This window comes from Flavobacterium tagetis, assembly GCF_016735615.1.
GTDB classification, from domain to species: domain Bacteria; phylum Bacteroidota; class Bacteroidia; order Flavobacteriales; family Flavobacteriaceae; genus Flavobacterium; species Flavobacterium tagetis.
In genome coordinates, this window is record NZ_JAERSF010000006.1 from 26713 (window position 1) to 43676 (window position 16964).

General features: G+C 34.5%; 11 protein-coding genes. 7 read left to right on the plus strand and 4 right to left on the minus strand.

The window, feature by feature from the left end; translation table 11 throughout:
* The first annotated feature begins 74 nt into the window (after positions 1–74).
* From JI750_RS21235 to JI750_RS21250, 4 genes are all read left to right on the plus strand, one after another.
* Positions 75–1676 carry an ATP-dependent DNA ligase gene (locus JI750_RS21235; RefSeq protein WP_202006414.1) on the plus strand — a complete coding sequence of 534 codons (1602 nt, stop codon included), beginning with the start codon at positions 75–77 and terminating at the stop codon, positions 1674–1676.
* Positions 1676–4135, plus strand: a complete 2460-nt coding sequence (locus tag JI750_RS21240) for a ligase-associated DNA damage response DEXH box helicase (protein WP_202006415.1) — start codon at positions 1676–1678, stop codon at positions 4133–4135. The genes JI750_RS21235 and JI750_RS21240 overlap by 1 nt, the downstream gene beginning before the upstream one ends.
* 6 nt (positions 4136–4141) lie before the next feature.
* Complete coding sequence (gene pdeM, locus JI750_RS21245) at positions 4142–4777, plus strand: ligase-associated DNA damage response endonuclease PdeM (protein WP_202006416.1); 636 nt, start codon at positions 4142–4144, stop codon at positions 4775–4777.
* A gap of 135 nt (positions 4778–4912) precedes the next feature.
* Positions 4913–6853, plus strand: a complete 1941-nt coding sequence (locus JI750_RS21250) for an oleate hydratase (protein ID WP_202006417.1) — start codon at positions 4913–4915, stop codon at positions 6851–6853.
* 139 nt (positions 6854–6992) lie between these two features.
* On the opposite strand, the gene JI750_RS21255 is transcribed toward JI750_RS21250, so the two are convergent.
* From JI750_RS21255 to JI750_RS21270, 4 genes are all read right to left on the minus strand, one after another.
* On the minus strand, positions 6993–8123 hold the full coding sequence (locus tag JI750_RS21255; RefSeq protein ID WP_202006418.1) for an efflux RND transporter periplasmic adaptor subunit: 1131 nt from the start codon (positions 8121–8123) through the stop codon (positions 6993–6995).
* A gap of 1 nt (position 8124) precedes the next feature.
* Positions 8125–12501: a CusA/CzcA family heavy metal efflux RND transporter gene (locus tag JI750_RS21260; RefSeq protein ID WP_202006419.1), complete on the minus strand. Its 4377-nt coding sequence runs from the start codon at positions 12499–12501 to the stop codon at positions 8125–8127.
* A gap of 81 nt (positions 12502–12582) precedes the next feature.
* Complete coding sequence (locus JI750_RS21265) at positions 12583–12960, minus strand: hypothetical protein (RefSeq protein ID WP_202006420.1); 378 nt, start codon at positions 12958–12960, stop codon at positions 12583–12585.
* A gap of 74 nt (positions 12961–13034) precedes the next feature.
* On the minus strand, positions 13035–13331 hold the full coding sequence (locus JI750_RS21270; protein ID WP_202006421.1) for a winged helix-turn-helix transcriptional regulator: 297 nt from the start codon (positions 13329–13331) through the stop codon (positions 13035–13037).
* Between the two features lie 90 nt (positions 13332–13421).
* Here JI750_RS21270 and JI750_RS21275 point away from each other — a divergent pair, with 90 nt between their 5' ends.
* The 3 genes from JI750_RS21275 to JI750_RS21285 all read left to right on the plus strand — a co-directional run bounded on the left by JI750_RS21275 (position 13422) and on the right by JI750_RS21285 (position 16944).
* A complete protein-coding gene (locus tag JI750_RS21275; protein WP_202006422.1) occupies positions 13422–13667 on the plus strand; it encodes a hypothetical protein in 246 nt (81 codons plus the stop codon).
* A 106-nt stretch (positions 13668–13773) separates the two neighbouring features.
* Positions 13774–16128 carry a mechanosensitive ion channel family protein gene (locus JI750_RS21280; protein ID WP_202006423.1) on the plus strand — a complete coding sequence of 785 codons (2355 nt, stop codon included), beginning with the start codon at positions 13774–13776 and terminating at the stop codon, positions 16126–16128.
* 228 nt (positions 16129–16356) lie between these two features.
* Positions 16357–16944 carry a phage tail protein gene (locus JI750_RS21285; protein WP_369410045.1) on the plus strand — a complete coding sequence of 196 codons (588 nt, stop codon included), beginning with the start codon at positions 16357–16359 and terminating at the stop codon, positions 16942–16944.
* Positions 16945–16964 lie beyond the last annotated feature (20 nt).

The following is a 16964-nucleotide window of genomic DNA, read 5'->3' on the forward strand; positions in this document are numbered from 1 at the left end:
TTAGATGTAAAATGTAAAAGATAAAGCATTTAACACATCTAATTTTCACATCTAACCTTTCACAATAAAGAAAAATGAAAAACTTTGCCGAGCTTATAAAAACCTTAGATAGTTCTAATAAAACATCGGTAAAAGTTGATGCGCTGACTAACTATTTTCTAAAAGCAAGCGATGAAGACAAAGTCTGGACAATTGCCATACTTTCGCACCGTCGCCCTCCACGACCTGTAAATACCACTTTATTACGTTTATGGGCAAACGAATTGGCTAATATTCCGCTTTGGCTGTTTGAAGAAAGTTATCATATCGTGGGTGATTTGGCCGAAACAATTGCGTTGGTTATTCCAACTACAAAAGAACATTCCGATAAAAGCTTGACCGAATTTTTACAGGAAATAATCGCTTTAAAAAAGAAAACAGATTTCGAGAAAAAAGAATACCTGCAAACCAATTGGCTGAATTTGAATTATTACGAAAGATTCGTTTTCACTAAATTAATCACAGGCAGTTTCAGAATTGGTTTAAGTCAAAAACTGATGACGCGAGCACTTTCTAAAGCTGAAAATATTGACGAAGATACGCTCGCTTATAAATTAATGGGCGATTGGAATCCGAATGCGATTACGTTTCAGGAATTAATTTTGGATGAAAAAAGTAGCGATTATTTATCGAAACCTTATCCTTTTTATTTGGCTTATCCGATTGAAGGTGAAATTGAAAATCTTGGAAATCCAGAGGATTGGAGCGCTGAACATAAATGGGACGGAATCCGTTCTCAAACCATTATTCGCGATAATGAAATTTACGTCTGGAGCCGTGGAGAAGAATTGGTAACCGATAAATATCCTGAATTTCAAACTTTCAGCGGAAATATTCCAGACGGAACTGTTATTGATGGAGAAATTCTGCCTTTCATAGACAATCAAATTGGAACATTTAACGATTTGCAAACCCGAATTGGAAGAAAAAATGTATCGGCTTCTGTTTTAAAAAATACGCCTGTTATCATAAAAGCTTATGATTTGTTGGAATGGCAGGGAAATGATATTCGAAATCTTCCATACGAAGAACGCCGTACATTATTAGAAGAACTATTTACGACTTTAATTGGCAAAGAAATCCCGCTACAGCTTTCAGAGCGAATTAATTTTTCGACTTGGGAAGATGTCGCAAACGAAAGATTAAAATCTCGTGAAGTGAAAAGCGAAGGTTTAATGCTGAAACGAAAAGATTCTCCCTATTTAGTTGGAAGAAAAAAAGGAGATTGGTGGAAATGGAAAATTGAACCTTTAACCATAGATGCCGTCCTCACTTACGCCATGCGCGGTCACGGAAGACGATCCAATCTGTTTACCGATTATACTTTTGCACTTTGGCAGGAAAATGAAAACAAGGAACGCGAGCTCGTCACTTTCGCGAAAGCATATTCTGGTTTAACCGATGCCGAATTTAGAATGGTAGATGATTTTATCAAAAAGAATACTTTAGAACGATTTGGCCCAGTGAGAAGCGTTACACCAAAATTGGTTTTTGAAATTGGTTTTGAAGGAATAGCACTTTCCAAAAGACATAAAAGCGGAGTTGCAACACGCTTTCCGCGAATTTTAAGATGGCGACACGACAAAAAAATTGAAGATGCCAATTCGATAAAAGATTTAAAAAATATGATTTCATAATGAATAGAGAGCAGTTATTTACCATAGCCAATAATTGGTTTGAAAGTCAGGGATGGAAGCCTTTTCCGTTTCAGACTCAGACTTGGACTGCGTTTTTGCAGGGAAAAAATGGTTTATTAAATGCTCCGACTGGAAGCGGAAAAACCTATGCGCTTTGGCTTCCCATCATTTTAAATTACATCAAAGAAAATCCGAATTATAAAACAAAACATAACTCAGGATTAAAAGCGATTTGGATTACGCCTTTACGTTCATTATCAGTAGAAATAAAGCAAGCAGCAGAGCGAGTTTTGACAGATTTAGACATTCCAATGACAGTCGGAATTCGTTCTGGCGATACATCAGCATCTGAACGAGCCAAGCAAAAAAACAAAATGCCCGATTTGCTGATTACAACCCCCGAAAGTCTGCAGTTACTTCTGGCGACAAAAGGTTATGCGAGTATTTTTAAAAATTGCAGTTCAATTGTAATTGACGAATGGCACGAATTGCTCGGAACCAAACGTGGTGTGCAAATAGAATTAGGTTTGTCAAGATTGAAAACCATTGCTAAAAATATTCGTATTTGGGGAATTTCAGCCACAATTGGAAATTTACAACAAGCGCAAGAAGTTTTACTTGGAGTCGATTCTGAAGCCTTTCATAATTCCGTTTTAATCAAAGCGGTAATCAACAAAAAAATAAAAGTTGTTTCCATAATTCCAGAGAAAATGGATACCTATCCGTGGCGCGGACATATGGGATTGCATCTGATTGATGAAGTAGCAAAAATTATAAAAGCCAGCAAAACGACTTTAATTTTTACGAATGTTCGTTCGGCTTGCGAAATCTGGTATCAAAGATTATTAGAGAAATATCCCGAATTTGCTGGCGAAATGGCGATGCATCATGGAAGCATTGACAGAGAAACCAGACTTTGGGTAGAAAATGCCATTCGGAATGAAGAATTAAAAGTCGTGGTCTGCACTTCTAGTTTAGATTTAGGTGTTGACTTTGCTCCTGTCGAATCGATTATTCAGGTTGGAGGCCCAAAAGGCGTTGCTCGTTTCATGCAGCGCGCCGGACGAAGCGGACATCAGCCTGGAAAAGAAAGCGTTATTTATTTTCTCGCCACTCATGCTATTGAATTAATCGAAGCTTCTGCATTGAAAAAAGCAGTTGAAAACAGCGTCATAGAAGATCGTGTTCCGTACTTAAACAGCTGGGATGTTTTGGTTCAATATCTTAATACATTGGCCGTTTCTGATGGATTTTATCCAAACGAAATTTTTAAAGAAATTCAGGGAACTTTTAGTTATCAAACCATTTCGGATGAAAATTGGAACTGGATTTTAAATTTCATCACACAAGGAAGCCAAAGCCTTCATGCTTATGACGAATTTAAAAAAGTGGAAATTGACGAAAACGGCTGTTACAAAATAAACAGCAGAATGATTGCTATGCATCACAGAATGCAGATCGGAACTATTGTTGGCGATGCCGTTATGAATGTAAAATATCTCAGCGGCGGTTATATTGGCACGATTGAAGAATGGTTTATTTCGAAATTAAAACCTGGCGACACTTTTATTTTCGCGGGAAAAAAACTGGAATTATTCAAAATCAGAAACATGCAGGTTTTGGTAAAAAAAGCAAGTCCGAAGAAAGAATCTAAGATTGCGAGCTGGATGGGCGGCCGTTTGGCTCTTTCTTCTCAAATGAGCGAATTGCTTCGAAAAGAATTATATCGCGCCAATACCGATAATCTTTCGCCAGAATTAAAAGCTTTACAGCCTTTATTTAAAAGACAGCGAAAAGAATCTATCGTCCCGAGTTCAGATGAGTTTCTAATTGAAACTTTTAAAACTAGAGAAGGGTTTCATGCGATTTTTTATCCTTTTGAAGGACGCTTTGTTCATGAAGCTTTAGCTAGTTTATTGGCATTCCGAATTAGTTTATTGCAATCCATCACTTTTTCTTTGGCTTATAATGATTATGGTTTTGAATTGCTTTCCGATCAGGAAATTGATATCGAAGCAGTTTTAGACAATAATCTATTTTCAACCGAATATGTACATCACGATTTGCAGAAAAGTTTAAACTCAACCGAAATGGCGCGAAGAAAGTTTAGAGATATAGCGGTAATTTCTGGATTAGTTTTTACAGGTTTTCCTGGGAAAATGGTTAAGACTAAACATTTGCAAAGTGGTTCGCAGTTGCTATTTGAAGTTTTTAGAGATTTTGAGCCCGATAATTTGTTATTGCATCAGGCGTATCGCGAAACCTTTGAACATCAGCTGGAAGAAGGACGTTTGATTTTAGCTTTAGAAAGAATTGCAAATCAGAAAATTGTTTGGAAACAATGCTTGAAACCAACTCCTTTTAGTTTTCCTATCATTACCGATCGATTAAGAGAAAAACTTTCAAGCGAAACTCTAGCTGAAAGAATCCAGAAAATGACCGCATCTTACATGAAATAGATTTTTATGAATATTCAAATACAAAACGAAAACTTTATTCTTCACCCAAGCGGTGCTGTTTTTTGGGAAAAGCAAAAAACGGTCATTATTTCTGATGTGCATTTAGGAAAAGTAACGCATTTTAGAAAACACGGAATTGCTATTCCGCAAAGTGCCATTTCTGAAAATTTTAGAAGAATCACCGAAGTTTTGGATTATTTCCTTCCTGAAAGAATTATTTTTTTGGGAGATTTATTTCACAGCGCCAAAAATGCAGAATGGAATTTATTTGAAAAATGGCTTTCGAATCATAAACAGGAAACATATTTAATTACTGGGAATCATGATATAATTGATGAAAGTCATTATAAAAAAATTGGAGTAATTGTCACAGAGATTTTAGAAATTGGCCATTTCTTTTTTACACATCATCCCACAGAAAAAGAAAATCTATTTAATTTTTCAGGCCACATTCATCCCGGAATTGTCTTGCGTGGCTTGGGTTTGCAGACTTTAAAGCTTCGATGTTTTTTTTGTAAACCAAACCAAATCATTCTTCCTGCTTTTGGTGAATTTACCGGAAAGTATTTTCTAAAACCCAGTTTAGAGGATACCGTTTATGCAATTGCAGGAAATGATGTAATTCAAATTAACAAAGAATAACGTAATGTTTTGGTGAAAATAAATTAATAAATTATTAATAATGAGCAGAGTATACGGTTTTTATATATAAAATACAATACAGATATTTTAGAATTTAAGCTTAAATTAGTTGGATTAACTTATAAAGCTTTGAAAATGAAGAATATCACATCAAAATTTGACAAAGTCCTAAACAATTCTACAACCTACGGAAATGTTAATCATGAACCAGATTCGAGTACAGAAACACAATTAAACACCCCAGAAAAATCGATGCCTTTTTCAGATCAGATTGGAAATTACCAACGTAATATTGGAATTTCGCTTAAATCTTATGAAAACAGCAAAATTTATATTGTAGGAAGCGGTATTGCAGGAATGGCCGCTGCTTATTATTTTATTCGAGACGGACGAATTCCAGCAAAAAATATTACTTTTTTAGAACAGCTTCATATTGATGGAGGTTCGCTTGACGGAGCAGGAAATCCAAAAGACGGTTACATCATTCGCGGAGGACGTGAAATGGATATGACCTATGAAAATTTATGGGATATTTTTCAGGATATTCCAGCCCTTGAAATGCCGTCACCATACACAGTTTTGGATGAATATCGTTTAATCAACGATAATGATTCTAATTATTCTAAAGCGAGATTAATTCATAAAAACGGAGAAATAAAAGACTTTAGCAAATTTGGCTTGAACAAAAAAGACCAGTTGGCTATTGTAAAACTTTTATTGAAAAGAAAAGACGAATTAGATGATTTGACAATTGAAGATTATTTTAGTGAAACGTTTTTAGAAAGCAATTTCTGGACGTTTTGGAGAACTATGTTTGCTTTTGAAAACTGGCATAGTTTATTAGAATTAAAATTGTATATGCATCGTTTTTTGCACGCCATTGACGGACTGAACGATCTTTCTTCGTTAGTATTCCCAAAGTACAATCAGTACGATACTTTTATAACTCCGCTGCGAAAATTCCTTGAAGAAAAAGGCGTAAACATTAAATTTCATACTTTAATTAAAGACTTAGTGATTCAAAGTAATACTGAAGGTAAAGTTGTTGAAGGAATTATTACAGAGCATGAAGGCAAAGAAAATAGAACCCCAATCGAAAAAGATGATTTTGTTATTGTCACCACAGGTTCAATGACTGAAGATACTTTTTACGGAGACAATAAAACCGCACCAATTATTGGCATTGACAACTCAACAAGCGGAAAAAGTGCCGGATGGATGCTTTGGAAAAACCTTGTAGCAAAATCTCCTATTTTTGGTAAACCTGAGAAGTTCTGCTCCAATATCGAGAAGTCGTCTTGGGAATCGGTTACGCTAACTTGCAAGCCTTCTGCTTTTGTAGAAAAACTAAAAGAGTATTCTGTAAACGATCCCTATTCTGGTAAAACAGTAACAGGAGGAATTATCACAATTACCGACTCTAATTGGTTAATGAGTTTTACATGTAACAGACAACCGCACTTTCCGGATCAACCAGATGACATTCTGGTGATTTGGGTTTATGCTTTATTTATGGATAAATCTGGGAATTATATCAAGAAAGTAATGCCCGAATGTACTGGAGACGAAATTCTTACTGAACTATCTTTTCATTTGGGAATTTTAGATAAACTAGATAATATCATTGCAAACACTATTGTTAAAACTGCTTTTATGCCTTACATCACATCGATGTTTATGCCGAGAGCAAAAGGCGACCGTCCTAGAGTTGTTCCTGAGGGATGCAAAAATCTTGGTTTAATTGGACAATTTGTTGAAACTAATAATGATGTGGTATTTACAATGGAAAGTTCGATTAGAACAGCGAGAATTGCGGTTTATAAATTATTGAATTTAAACAAACAAGTTCCAGATATTAATCCGTTGCAATATGATATTCGACATTTATTGAAAGCCGTTAGAACGCTGAATGACGGAAAATCATTTTTAGGTGAAAGCATTCTGCATAAAGTTTTACGAGGAACTTATTTTGAGCATATTTTGCCACCAATTGAAGAAGACAAAGAAGAACATGAATCTTTCTTTGCCGAACAGGTAAACCGATTCAAAGATTGGATAAAAGGAGTGAAAGATTAAATTGGGAATTATGAATTATTGATTTAAAATAATTTAAGTAATATTATCTAAAGCAATAAACTTCTTAATTAAAAAACCCAGTAAAACTAAAATTACTGGGTTTTCATGTTTAATCTAAATTGTAATCAGAAATTAAACATTATTGTTCATCGTTATTCATTGCAGACATCAATAAAGTGTAGGCGTTTTTTACTACCACTTTTGAAGAACTAGAAATGGCATCAGAAATAATCTGATTATATCCTTCGTTTTTAACTCCAGATTTCACTTCTACCATTTGAAATTGGTTATTGCCAAGTTCTGTAAATACATAAAATTTGCCTTCCCAACGCACTACAGCGTCTTCTGGAACAGTCAATGCTTTTTGGTTTTCAATTTCAACTTCTGCATTTACAAACAAACCTGGCAGTAAAGCCGGATTATATGTATTTACTTTACAGATAATTTCAGCCGCACGATCTCCATTTAAACTTTGATTGATAAACGCAATTTTAGCTCCGTATTTCTTAGTGTCAGAAGCATTTGCGTAAACCGTAACGTTCTGTCCTATCGAAAGAGAAGTAACATCTTTTTCGAATGCGTTTAAAGTTAAAACAATGTCTTTTTTATCGATTAATTCAAAAAGCATATCGGTCGGATTTACATATTTCCCGATGTTGATATTTACTTTAGAAACTAAACCATTAATAGGCGAAACTACTTTTATGGTTTTGCTAATAGTATTTACATTTAATGTTTTTGCATTAATTCCTAGTAAATTTAATTTTTGTTCTAACGAAGACATTGTAATTCGTTGAGTTCTCATTTCAGTAGTAATCTGTTCCAAAACCTTATCGCTTGCCGCTTTGTTCAAATTCAATTCTTTTTGCCTTCTATGCTCATTTTGTGCTAATTCGAATTTCTCTTTTGCCATCAGATAATTTTGCTGTAATTCGATAAACTGCATGTCCTCCAAAACAGCCAAAACCTGACCTTTCTGAACATTCATCCCCGCAATAAGATTTGTGCTTTTTACATAACCTCCCAGCGGAATACTAATACTGATCACACTTTTTGGAGGAACCGTTACAGTTCCTTGAAGCTGTAAAATCTCTTTGACATTTTTTATAGTCGGATTACCGCTTTCTAGTCCAGCATTTTTTACTTGTTCAGAACTTAATTTGATAATATCAATGCTTTTATTTTCAGCACTTTTAGTTTCATCATTTTTCTTATTTCCGCAAGAAATTAGAAATATAGCGCCTATAAACGCTGCAATATATTTTTTCATTTTAGATGTTATTTAGATTTTGAAGTGTCACGACTGCTTTATTATAAGCATTCAGCGCGTCCAGATATTCACTTTTAATTGTAATGGCCTGATTTACTACCAAAACCCATTGCAAATAGTCAATATCACCGTTTTGCAATTGGCTGCTTGAAGCTTCGATAATGGTTTGAGCATTTTTTAGTCCGTCCGTTTCATAATACGCCAAGCTTTCTTCGTATTTTTTGAGCTCTCGATCAGCATTTTCAATATTAGTTTTTACTTCAATTTTTAAAGCTTCAGACAACTCGGCATAACTTTCATACTCCGCTTTTAAGGCTCTTTTTCGTTCAGACTGACTTGTAAAAAAAATAGGGATTGAAAGTCCAGCATTTATATAATTAAATCTTTGTGAACTATCATAATAAACTTCTTGACCTGAAGCGTTAGTTTGAGTTCCAATAATACTTAAATTATTATATCCTAAAGTAATTTCTGGAAGCATTTTGGCTCTTTCAGTTTTCCATCTCCATTTGGCAGATTCCGATTCAAATTGCGAACGTTGAACGGAAGGAAGATTTTCTGTCTTTAAATTTTCGATTGATGTTCGATTTAAAACCGCTTTTAGTTTTTGCTTTTTAGGAGTATGTTCAATTTTATCTTGAAGTATTGCATTAAATGAATTTAAAGCAATTTCGATATCTCTGTTTACCATTACCAGCTGATTGCTGTAAAATTGTCTCGCAGATTGCGAAGCGCTTTTTTCTAAAACATTAGCTTCACCTGCTTTAAATCTTAAATCCGATTTCTTTTCCATAATTCTATAAATGGAATCAGCGTAAACCAAAAGTTCTTTTTTGCTTTGAAGCCATAAATAATCATAATAAACATTTCTGACTCTGGTTTTAATTTCCTGAGAAGTTAGCTGCACTTCAGCTTTTGCCTTATTAAAATCGGCTTGAAATGCTTTTTTCTGATTGCTGTAAACGGTAGGGAAAGCAAAAGTCTGACTAATTCCAAATCTGGTGTCTTTCTGTGCGCTATTAAACTGTCCGTAATCGGCATCGATTTGCGTTTGCGGAAGATTATATCCCGTCTTTTGCAAATGACTTTTAGACTGTTCATTTAATTTAGCCGATTTAATAGTTCTGTTATTTTGAATCGCAATTGAAATCGATTCGTCAAGCGAAATTGGCAATTCTTGTGCATTTGCCATATTACCAATAAAAAAGATGCTCAATAAAATGGTTAGATTGTTCATGTGTTTTTTTCTTTTTTTAGAAAATCCTTTTGCGTGATAGGTCATTAAATAAATAGCTGGAAGTACGAAAAGTGTTAAAAGAGTTGCTGTAACCAATCCACCGATTACTACAGTTGCCAGCGGTCGTTGCACCTCTGCTCCTGCTCCGTTGCTCAACGCCATTGGAAGAAATCCTAGCGAAGCAACAGCAGCTGTCATTAAAACTGGACGTAATCTGTTTTTGGTTCCTAAAAGGATTATATCAAAAGGATCTGTGATTTCACCGTGTTTTTGAATTCGGTTAAATTCGGATATTAATACGATTCCGTTTAAAACAGCCACTCCAAAAAGAGCAATAAACCCAACTCCAGCCGAAATACTAAAAGGCATATCTCGCAAGAATAAAGCAAACACACCTCCAATTGCAGATAGCGGAATTGCTGTAAAAATGATAATTCCTTCTTTAAACGATCTAAAAGCAAAATACAACAGAGCAAAAATCATTAATAAAGCAACAGGAACTGCAACTCCCAATCTGGCTTTTGCCTGCTGAAGGTTTTCAAAAGCTCCTCCATAAGTAATGTAATAACCTGGATCAAATTTAATTTGCTGATTCACTTTTTTCTGCAATTCTTCAACGATCGATTGAACGTCTCTTCCGCGAACATTAAATCCGACAATGATTCTACGTTTTGCATTTTCTCTCTGAATCTGATTTGGACCTTCCACTTCATCGACTTTAGCCACTTGATAAAGCGGAATCTGCATTCCTGATGGAGTTGCAATCAAAAGATTTCGAACGTCTTCAATGCCTTTTCTTCCGTTGTCTTCTACACGAATTACCATGTCAAAACGTTTTTCACCTTCGTAAATACTTCCAGCAACAGCACCTGCAAAAGCGGCGTTAATCGTTGCATTCACATCGGCAACACGCAAACCGTATTTCGCCATTTCTGCCCAATTGTAATCAATTACGATTTGAGGCATTCCCGTTACTTTTTCTACGTATAAATCGGCTGCACCTTCAACAGTTTTACTAATTGCTCCCAGTTTTTCAGCATATTCAGAAAGCTTTTGAAGATCTTCCCCGTAAATTTTACAAACCAAATCTTGTTTTGCTCCCGTCATTAATTCGTTAAAACGCATTTGAACAGGAAATTGAAATCCAGTAGTAACTCCAGGTGCAATTCGTTTAACTGTTTTCGTCATTTTATCTGCCAATTCAGGAAACGAAGAAGCACTTGTCCATTCTGATTTGTCTTTTAAAACAATAATCATATCTCCCCCTTCAATTGGCATTGGATCGGTTGGAATTTCTGCACTTCCAATTCTAGAAACAACTTGCTCTACTTCCGGATATTCTTTTTTTAATTCTTTAGAAATTTTTGTAATTGTTTCTGTTGTCGTAGAAAGATTCGTTCCTAAAAGCAAACGGGTTTCAACGGCAAAATCTCCTTCTTCCAACTGCGGAATAAACTCACCTCCCATTCTTCCAAACAATAAGACTGCGATTCCAAAAAGTACAAATGCTCCAATAACAATTGCTTTTCTAATGCGTAAAGCTTTTGTAAGCCAGCCTTCGTAAGCATTTTCTAATCTTTCCATAATACGGTCAGAAAGATTCTTTTTATGGCTGATTTTTTTGCTTAAGAATAAAGCGCTAACCATTGGCACATAAGTCAATGACAAAATGAAAGCTCCTAAAATGGCAAAGGCAACAGTCTGCGCCATTGGCTTGAACATTTTCCCCTCAATACCTTCTAAAGAAAGAATTGGCAGATAAACAATCAGAATGATGATTTGTCCAAAAACTGCTGCATTCATCATACGTGCTGCAGATCCTGTCACTTCTTTATCCATTTCTTCTTGCGAAATAGAATCTATTGCTTTGTATTTTTTTGAGCTGTGAAGATGATGTAAAATAGCTTCCACAATAATAACAGCTCCATCTACAATTAATCCGAAATCTAAGGCGCCAAGGCTCATTAGGTTTCCGCTTACGCCAAAAGTATTCATCATAATGATAGCAAAAAGCATCGCCAACGGAATAACTGAAGCTACGATAAAACCTGCTCTAAGATTTCCAAGGAATAAAACCAGAATCAGGACAACGATTAAAGCTCCTTCAATTAAGTTTTTTTCTACAGTTCCAATGGCGTTGTCTACCATTTTGGTTCTGTCAAGAAAAGGTTCAATTTTTAAACCTTCGGGAAGAATTTTTTCAATTTCGGCAATTTTGTCTTTTACATTGACAATAACATTATTAGCATTCTCGCCCTTTAACATCATTACAATTCCGCCAACAGATTCTCCATATTCGTCTGTTGTTAAAGCACCGTATCGAATCGCCGAAGAAGTTTTGACATTGGCAACATCTTTAACTAAAATTGGAAGTCCGCTCTGTGTGCTTTTAACCACAATGTTTTCAATATCTTCAATACTTTTGGCTAAACCTGTACTCCTAATATAAGATACGGTCGGGCCTTTCTCGATATAAGCGCCTCCAGTGTTTTCATTGCTATTATTTAAAGCTGTAAAAACTTCACTTATTGTTAAATTCTGCGCTTTTAATCTCGCAGGATTTACGGCAATTTCATATTGTTTAAGCTTTCCTCCAAAAGTTGAGACATCGGCAATTCCTGCTGTTCCTAAAAGCTGTCTTCTAATTGTCCAATCTTGAATTGTTCTTAAGTCTTCAAGAGAATATTTCTCTTCAAAACCTGGTTTTGGTTTTAGAACATATTGGTAAATTTCTCCTAAACCAGTGGTTACTGGAGCCATTTCTGGTCTGTTAGCATTTCTGTCTATTTCTACCTGTTGGAGTCTTTCTGTGATCTGCTGTCTAGCCCAATACACATCGGCATCGTCTTCAAAAACAACACTTACTAATGAGAGTCCGAAACGCGAAATACTGCGGCTTTCTTTAAGATGCGGAATATTGCTAATAGCTTGTTCAATTGGGAAAGTGATCAGTCTTTCTACATCTTCAGCTCCTAAAGATGGTGCTGTTGTGATAATTTGTACCTGATTATTAGTGATATCTGGCACGGCATCAATTGGTAATTGGGTAACCTCATACACGCCGTAGACAATCCACAACAGTGTAAAGATTCCAATTGCCAGTTTGTTCTTAACTGAGAACTGAATTACTTTATTAAGCATAATGTATTAATTAAAAAAATAATAGATGAGCAACCGAAAACATAACGCTTCAGCTACTTCAATAAAAATTTTAAGAAATAATCATGCTACCGGTGGTCGGAATAAGGAAAGTAGGTTTGGATCTGAATGAAGATCAAATCTATAAGTTGGTATTTTTGATTGAGGTAATTCCAGATTAAAAGGGACTGGAAGTAAATCTTTGTCGTCTAAAATAAAAACAAAGTGAAGGGAACTACTGCTAATTGTCTTGAAAGGAAGCTGCATATCACGGTCTGCATCATTATCCTTTAAATCTTCTCCCCAGTAATGCATAGACAAGAAATCGATGAAACTTAAATCCATCAGTTTTTTATGCTCTTGATAATGCTCAATCAGTATCGGCAATTTGTAAAACTGTTGTACAAAACTGCTGTTTGAAGCTATTAGAAAAATGAATATGTAGACAATTAATTTTCGCACAACGCAAATTTAACCCAAATTATATAATTTTCACTATGAAAAATAGTTTGAGTATATCTTTTAACAATTTAGACTTATTGAGATAACCCTTCCAAATGCTGAAAAACTGGAATTAAAGCTTTTCCTTTTTCCGTCAAATTATATTCGATATGGAGTGGTTTTAGCTTAATTGTAATTTTTTCCAAAAGCCCTTCTTCTTCCAATTCTTTTAAAGCTGTAGCCAAAGATTGTTTATTTGAGCCTTGAATTTGGCGTAACAAATTATTAAAACGCAAAGGCGATTCTACAGCCAAACGGAAAATTTCGGCTTTCCATTTTCCAGATAACATTTTTAAAAGTCTTTGTGCCGGACAAGTTTCTGTTTCTTCCATAATGATTGTGGGTAGTCAAAAAAATCTGACTTATTGTTTTGGAAAGTTTTTTAAATAAAATTTGTTGTAATTCTAAAGTAAAAATAGAAAATGAAAACAAAGAAACCAAGCGAAATGAGCATTGAAGAGCTCTTAAAAATGCAGAAGACGGTTAAAACAACAATTAAAATTTTAATATTAATTGCTATCTTATTGCTAATCATTATTGTATTTGTATTCCTCGAAAAAGGAGTGCTAAGTTTAATGATATTTCCTTTCTCAATGGCTTTTCTTATTACGAACTCTAATTCTCTAAAAGAAATCCAACAGGAAATTGCTTCAAGAAATCTGGAATAAAAAACCTCTGATAAATATTCAGTTATAGTTTTTAAATTTAATTTTTCTTAACTGAAAGTCTACTAAAAAAAATTAATTTTGGGACCACAATATAAGCCCCAAAATTATGATTATACAAAAAAGAACTTTTTATTTTTTCTCTCTATTCTTACTTCTTTTCTTCTCACAGCTGAATTACGCTCAAGAGCAAAAAACTGCAAAAAAAGAAAACCGCGGAAGATTGTTTAATGATACTACCGCAACAGATAGCGATTACTTAATGGCAATCGAGAAAGCTGGCGAAGTACTAGAATCTGCCTATAACGACATTGATTTCGCAGGCGATACGCGTCATCTATTTGGCGACATGAAACGTACTGAAAGTAAACTGGATTTAATCTTAGCCAGTTTAAAAGGAGCCAATCCTAATGTGCGAAACCAGCAAATGTACCGCATTGTACTTCAAGAGATCCAACAGGAACTAGAAGAACAGAACAAAGCCATCAATGACCGAAATCTGAATCTTGAAAACATCAAGAAACGTGTAATTGATCTGCGTAAAGACAAAACTTTAATTACTTTATTAAAAGATACGATCCGTCGTAAGCAGTTCCAGAAAGAATTCGGAAATCTTAGAAGAAGATATGTTGCTACTGATAGTCTAATGACTAAAAACCAGACTACTTTAAACAACAAAAAAAGACTTACAGTACAGCGAAAAATTTCGGTTTCTAATGCTTTAGCAACAGTTGAAAGTAAACTGGAAAAATCTGGAATAAGTATTTTCAAAAAAGAATATCCTTCTTTATGGCAAATTAATGACACAGCAGCTAAGAAAAGGGTAACTCACAATATTAAAGCAAAAATTATAATTGAAGAAAATGTCGCCGCTTACTACTTAAGCTACAAAGCTGGCGGACTTATCACTTTGTGTTTCTTTATGGGACTTCTGTTTTGGTACATTTCCCGAAACATCAAATACCTTAAAACAAATGGTTATGCTGAAAACCTTTTGCTTTTAAACTTTAAATACTTAAACCGCGGTGCTTTGCTTCCTGTTTTGGTCATTGCATTAAATATTGCCGTGGTTACCAATTTGTATGCTCCTGCTCTATTTTTAGAATTGATTCAGCTTTTCTTGCTTGGTGTTTTAATATTTCTTTTCAAAAATCAGTGGTCTGGAGTTGCCATGAGAAATTGGCTTTTTCTTTTAGGATTATTTTTTGCGCTTTGCTTTCTTGACTTGTTTATCACGATTGGATTATTGCAACGTTTTGCTTTTGTAGCCATTAATATTTTAGGAATTCGTTACGGTTTAGTTCAGATCAAAACACTTAAAGAAGAACTTTATATAAAAGGCTTTTTTAAATGGGCAAGTATCATTTTTATTGGTTTAAATGTTCTGTCTATTCTTTATAATTTATTCGGAAGAGTTTCTCTTTCTAATATGTTAAGTCTTACAGCTTTTATATCGCTCACCCAAATTGTTGCTTTAAGTGTACTTTTGAAGATTATTTTAGAAATTATTTTACTTCAAATTTATACTACTAGAGTAAAAAGAGGAATTGAAAAAATGTTTGATTACGAAAGTTTATCAGATACTTTGAAAAGACCTTTTATCATTGTCATTAGCTATATGTGGCTAATTGTAATTGCTTCGAATTTGAATATCTGGGAGTCATTGAGAAGTTCATTAACCAAATTATTAAGCCATCCAAATACAATTGGAAGCATTACGTTTACGCTGGGTAATATCGTTTTATTCTTCATTATTATCTGGGCTGCACACTTATTGCAGAAATATGTTGCTTATTTCTTTGGTGAAATAGATGATGAAAACGAAGAAAATATTAATAAAAGACAACATTCAAAATTGCTTATTACACGATTGGTTGTTCTGATAAGCGGTTATTTACTTGCTGTTGCGGCGTCTGGAATGCCTTTAGATAAATTGAGTATTCTTTTAGGTGCTTTAGGTGTCGGTGTTGGACTTGGACTTCAAAACATTGTCAACAATTTTGTATCTGGAATTATCTTGATTTTCGATAAGCCAATTCAAGTTGGTGATGTTGTCGAAATTAGCTCAGAATCTGGCCGTATCAAATCGATGGGATTAAGAACAACAAAAATCAATGCTCCAAACGGCGCCGAAATCATTATTCCGAATGGTAACTTATTATCTCAAAATATTACCAATTGGACGTATACGGACAATTTTAAATTGGTTGAAATAACTTTTGAAATCAATGGAGAAACGATTCCTGAGGAGATTAATACAACGGTAAATGAAACTCTTGCCAATCTTCCGTTGGTAAACAATTCAAAACCGTCACAAATATATTACAGCTCAATTTCTGATGGAAAATATAAACTTTTAATAAAGTTCTGGTGTAGCATTTACAGAACTGAAGAAACTATAAGTTCCGCAAGACAAGAACTTTATGTGAGCTTCAAAAATAAAGGCTTGACATTCTCAAGTTAAAACACAAAAAAAGGCAGTAACGAATTACTGCCTTTTTTATTGCATTAAATAGCCTTATTCTGATCTAAAATATTGAATTATTTTCTTGCTTTTAAAGTAAAATGTTAAATAATAGCATTTTAGCAAAAACACGTATAAACCCGCGTACCCATAATTTAGTTATAAAGTAATTTAGCATTGTAGTAAAATACTACGAAAACTAACATTAACTATTAAATCTAAAAAATTATGATGGAAGTATACATGGGAACTATTTTAAGTTTCGCGTTTAATTATCCACCAAGAGGATTCGCCTATTGCAATGGCCAAATCATGTCGATTTCACAAAATTCAGCATTATTTTCATTATTGGGAACAATGTACGGCGGAGATGGTATGAGTACATTCGCTCTTCCAGATCTAAGAGGTAGAACTCCTATTCACTTTGGTCAAGGACCAGGTCTTAATAATTATGTAATGGGTCAAAAAGCTGGCAGCGAAACGATGACATTATTGACACCAAACATGCCTGCCCACGTACATAGTCTTACAACTGGAACTGTTTCATTAGCTTTAACTACTAATGCTGCAACTGGAGGAACAATTTCTAACGAAACTGATAACGGAAACAACTCTTTATCTTCAGGCGGTTCAACACCAAATATTTACAGTGAACCAGGAACTGGAACTGCTAAAATAGGCGGTATTTCTGCAACTGCAACTTTAGGAGGAAACACAAGTATAGCTGGAGGAACTCAACCTTTTGATTTACATAATCCATACCTTACTATTAACATGTGTATTGCATTACAAGGAATTTTTCCATCTAGAAACTAATAATTCAAAATAGAGGCATT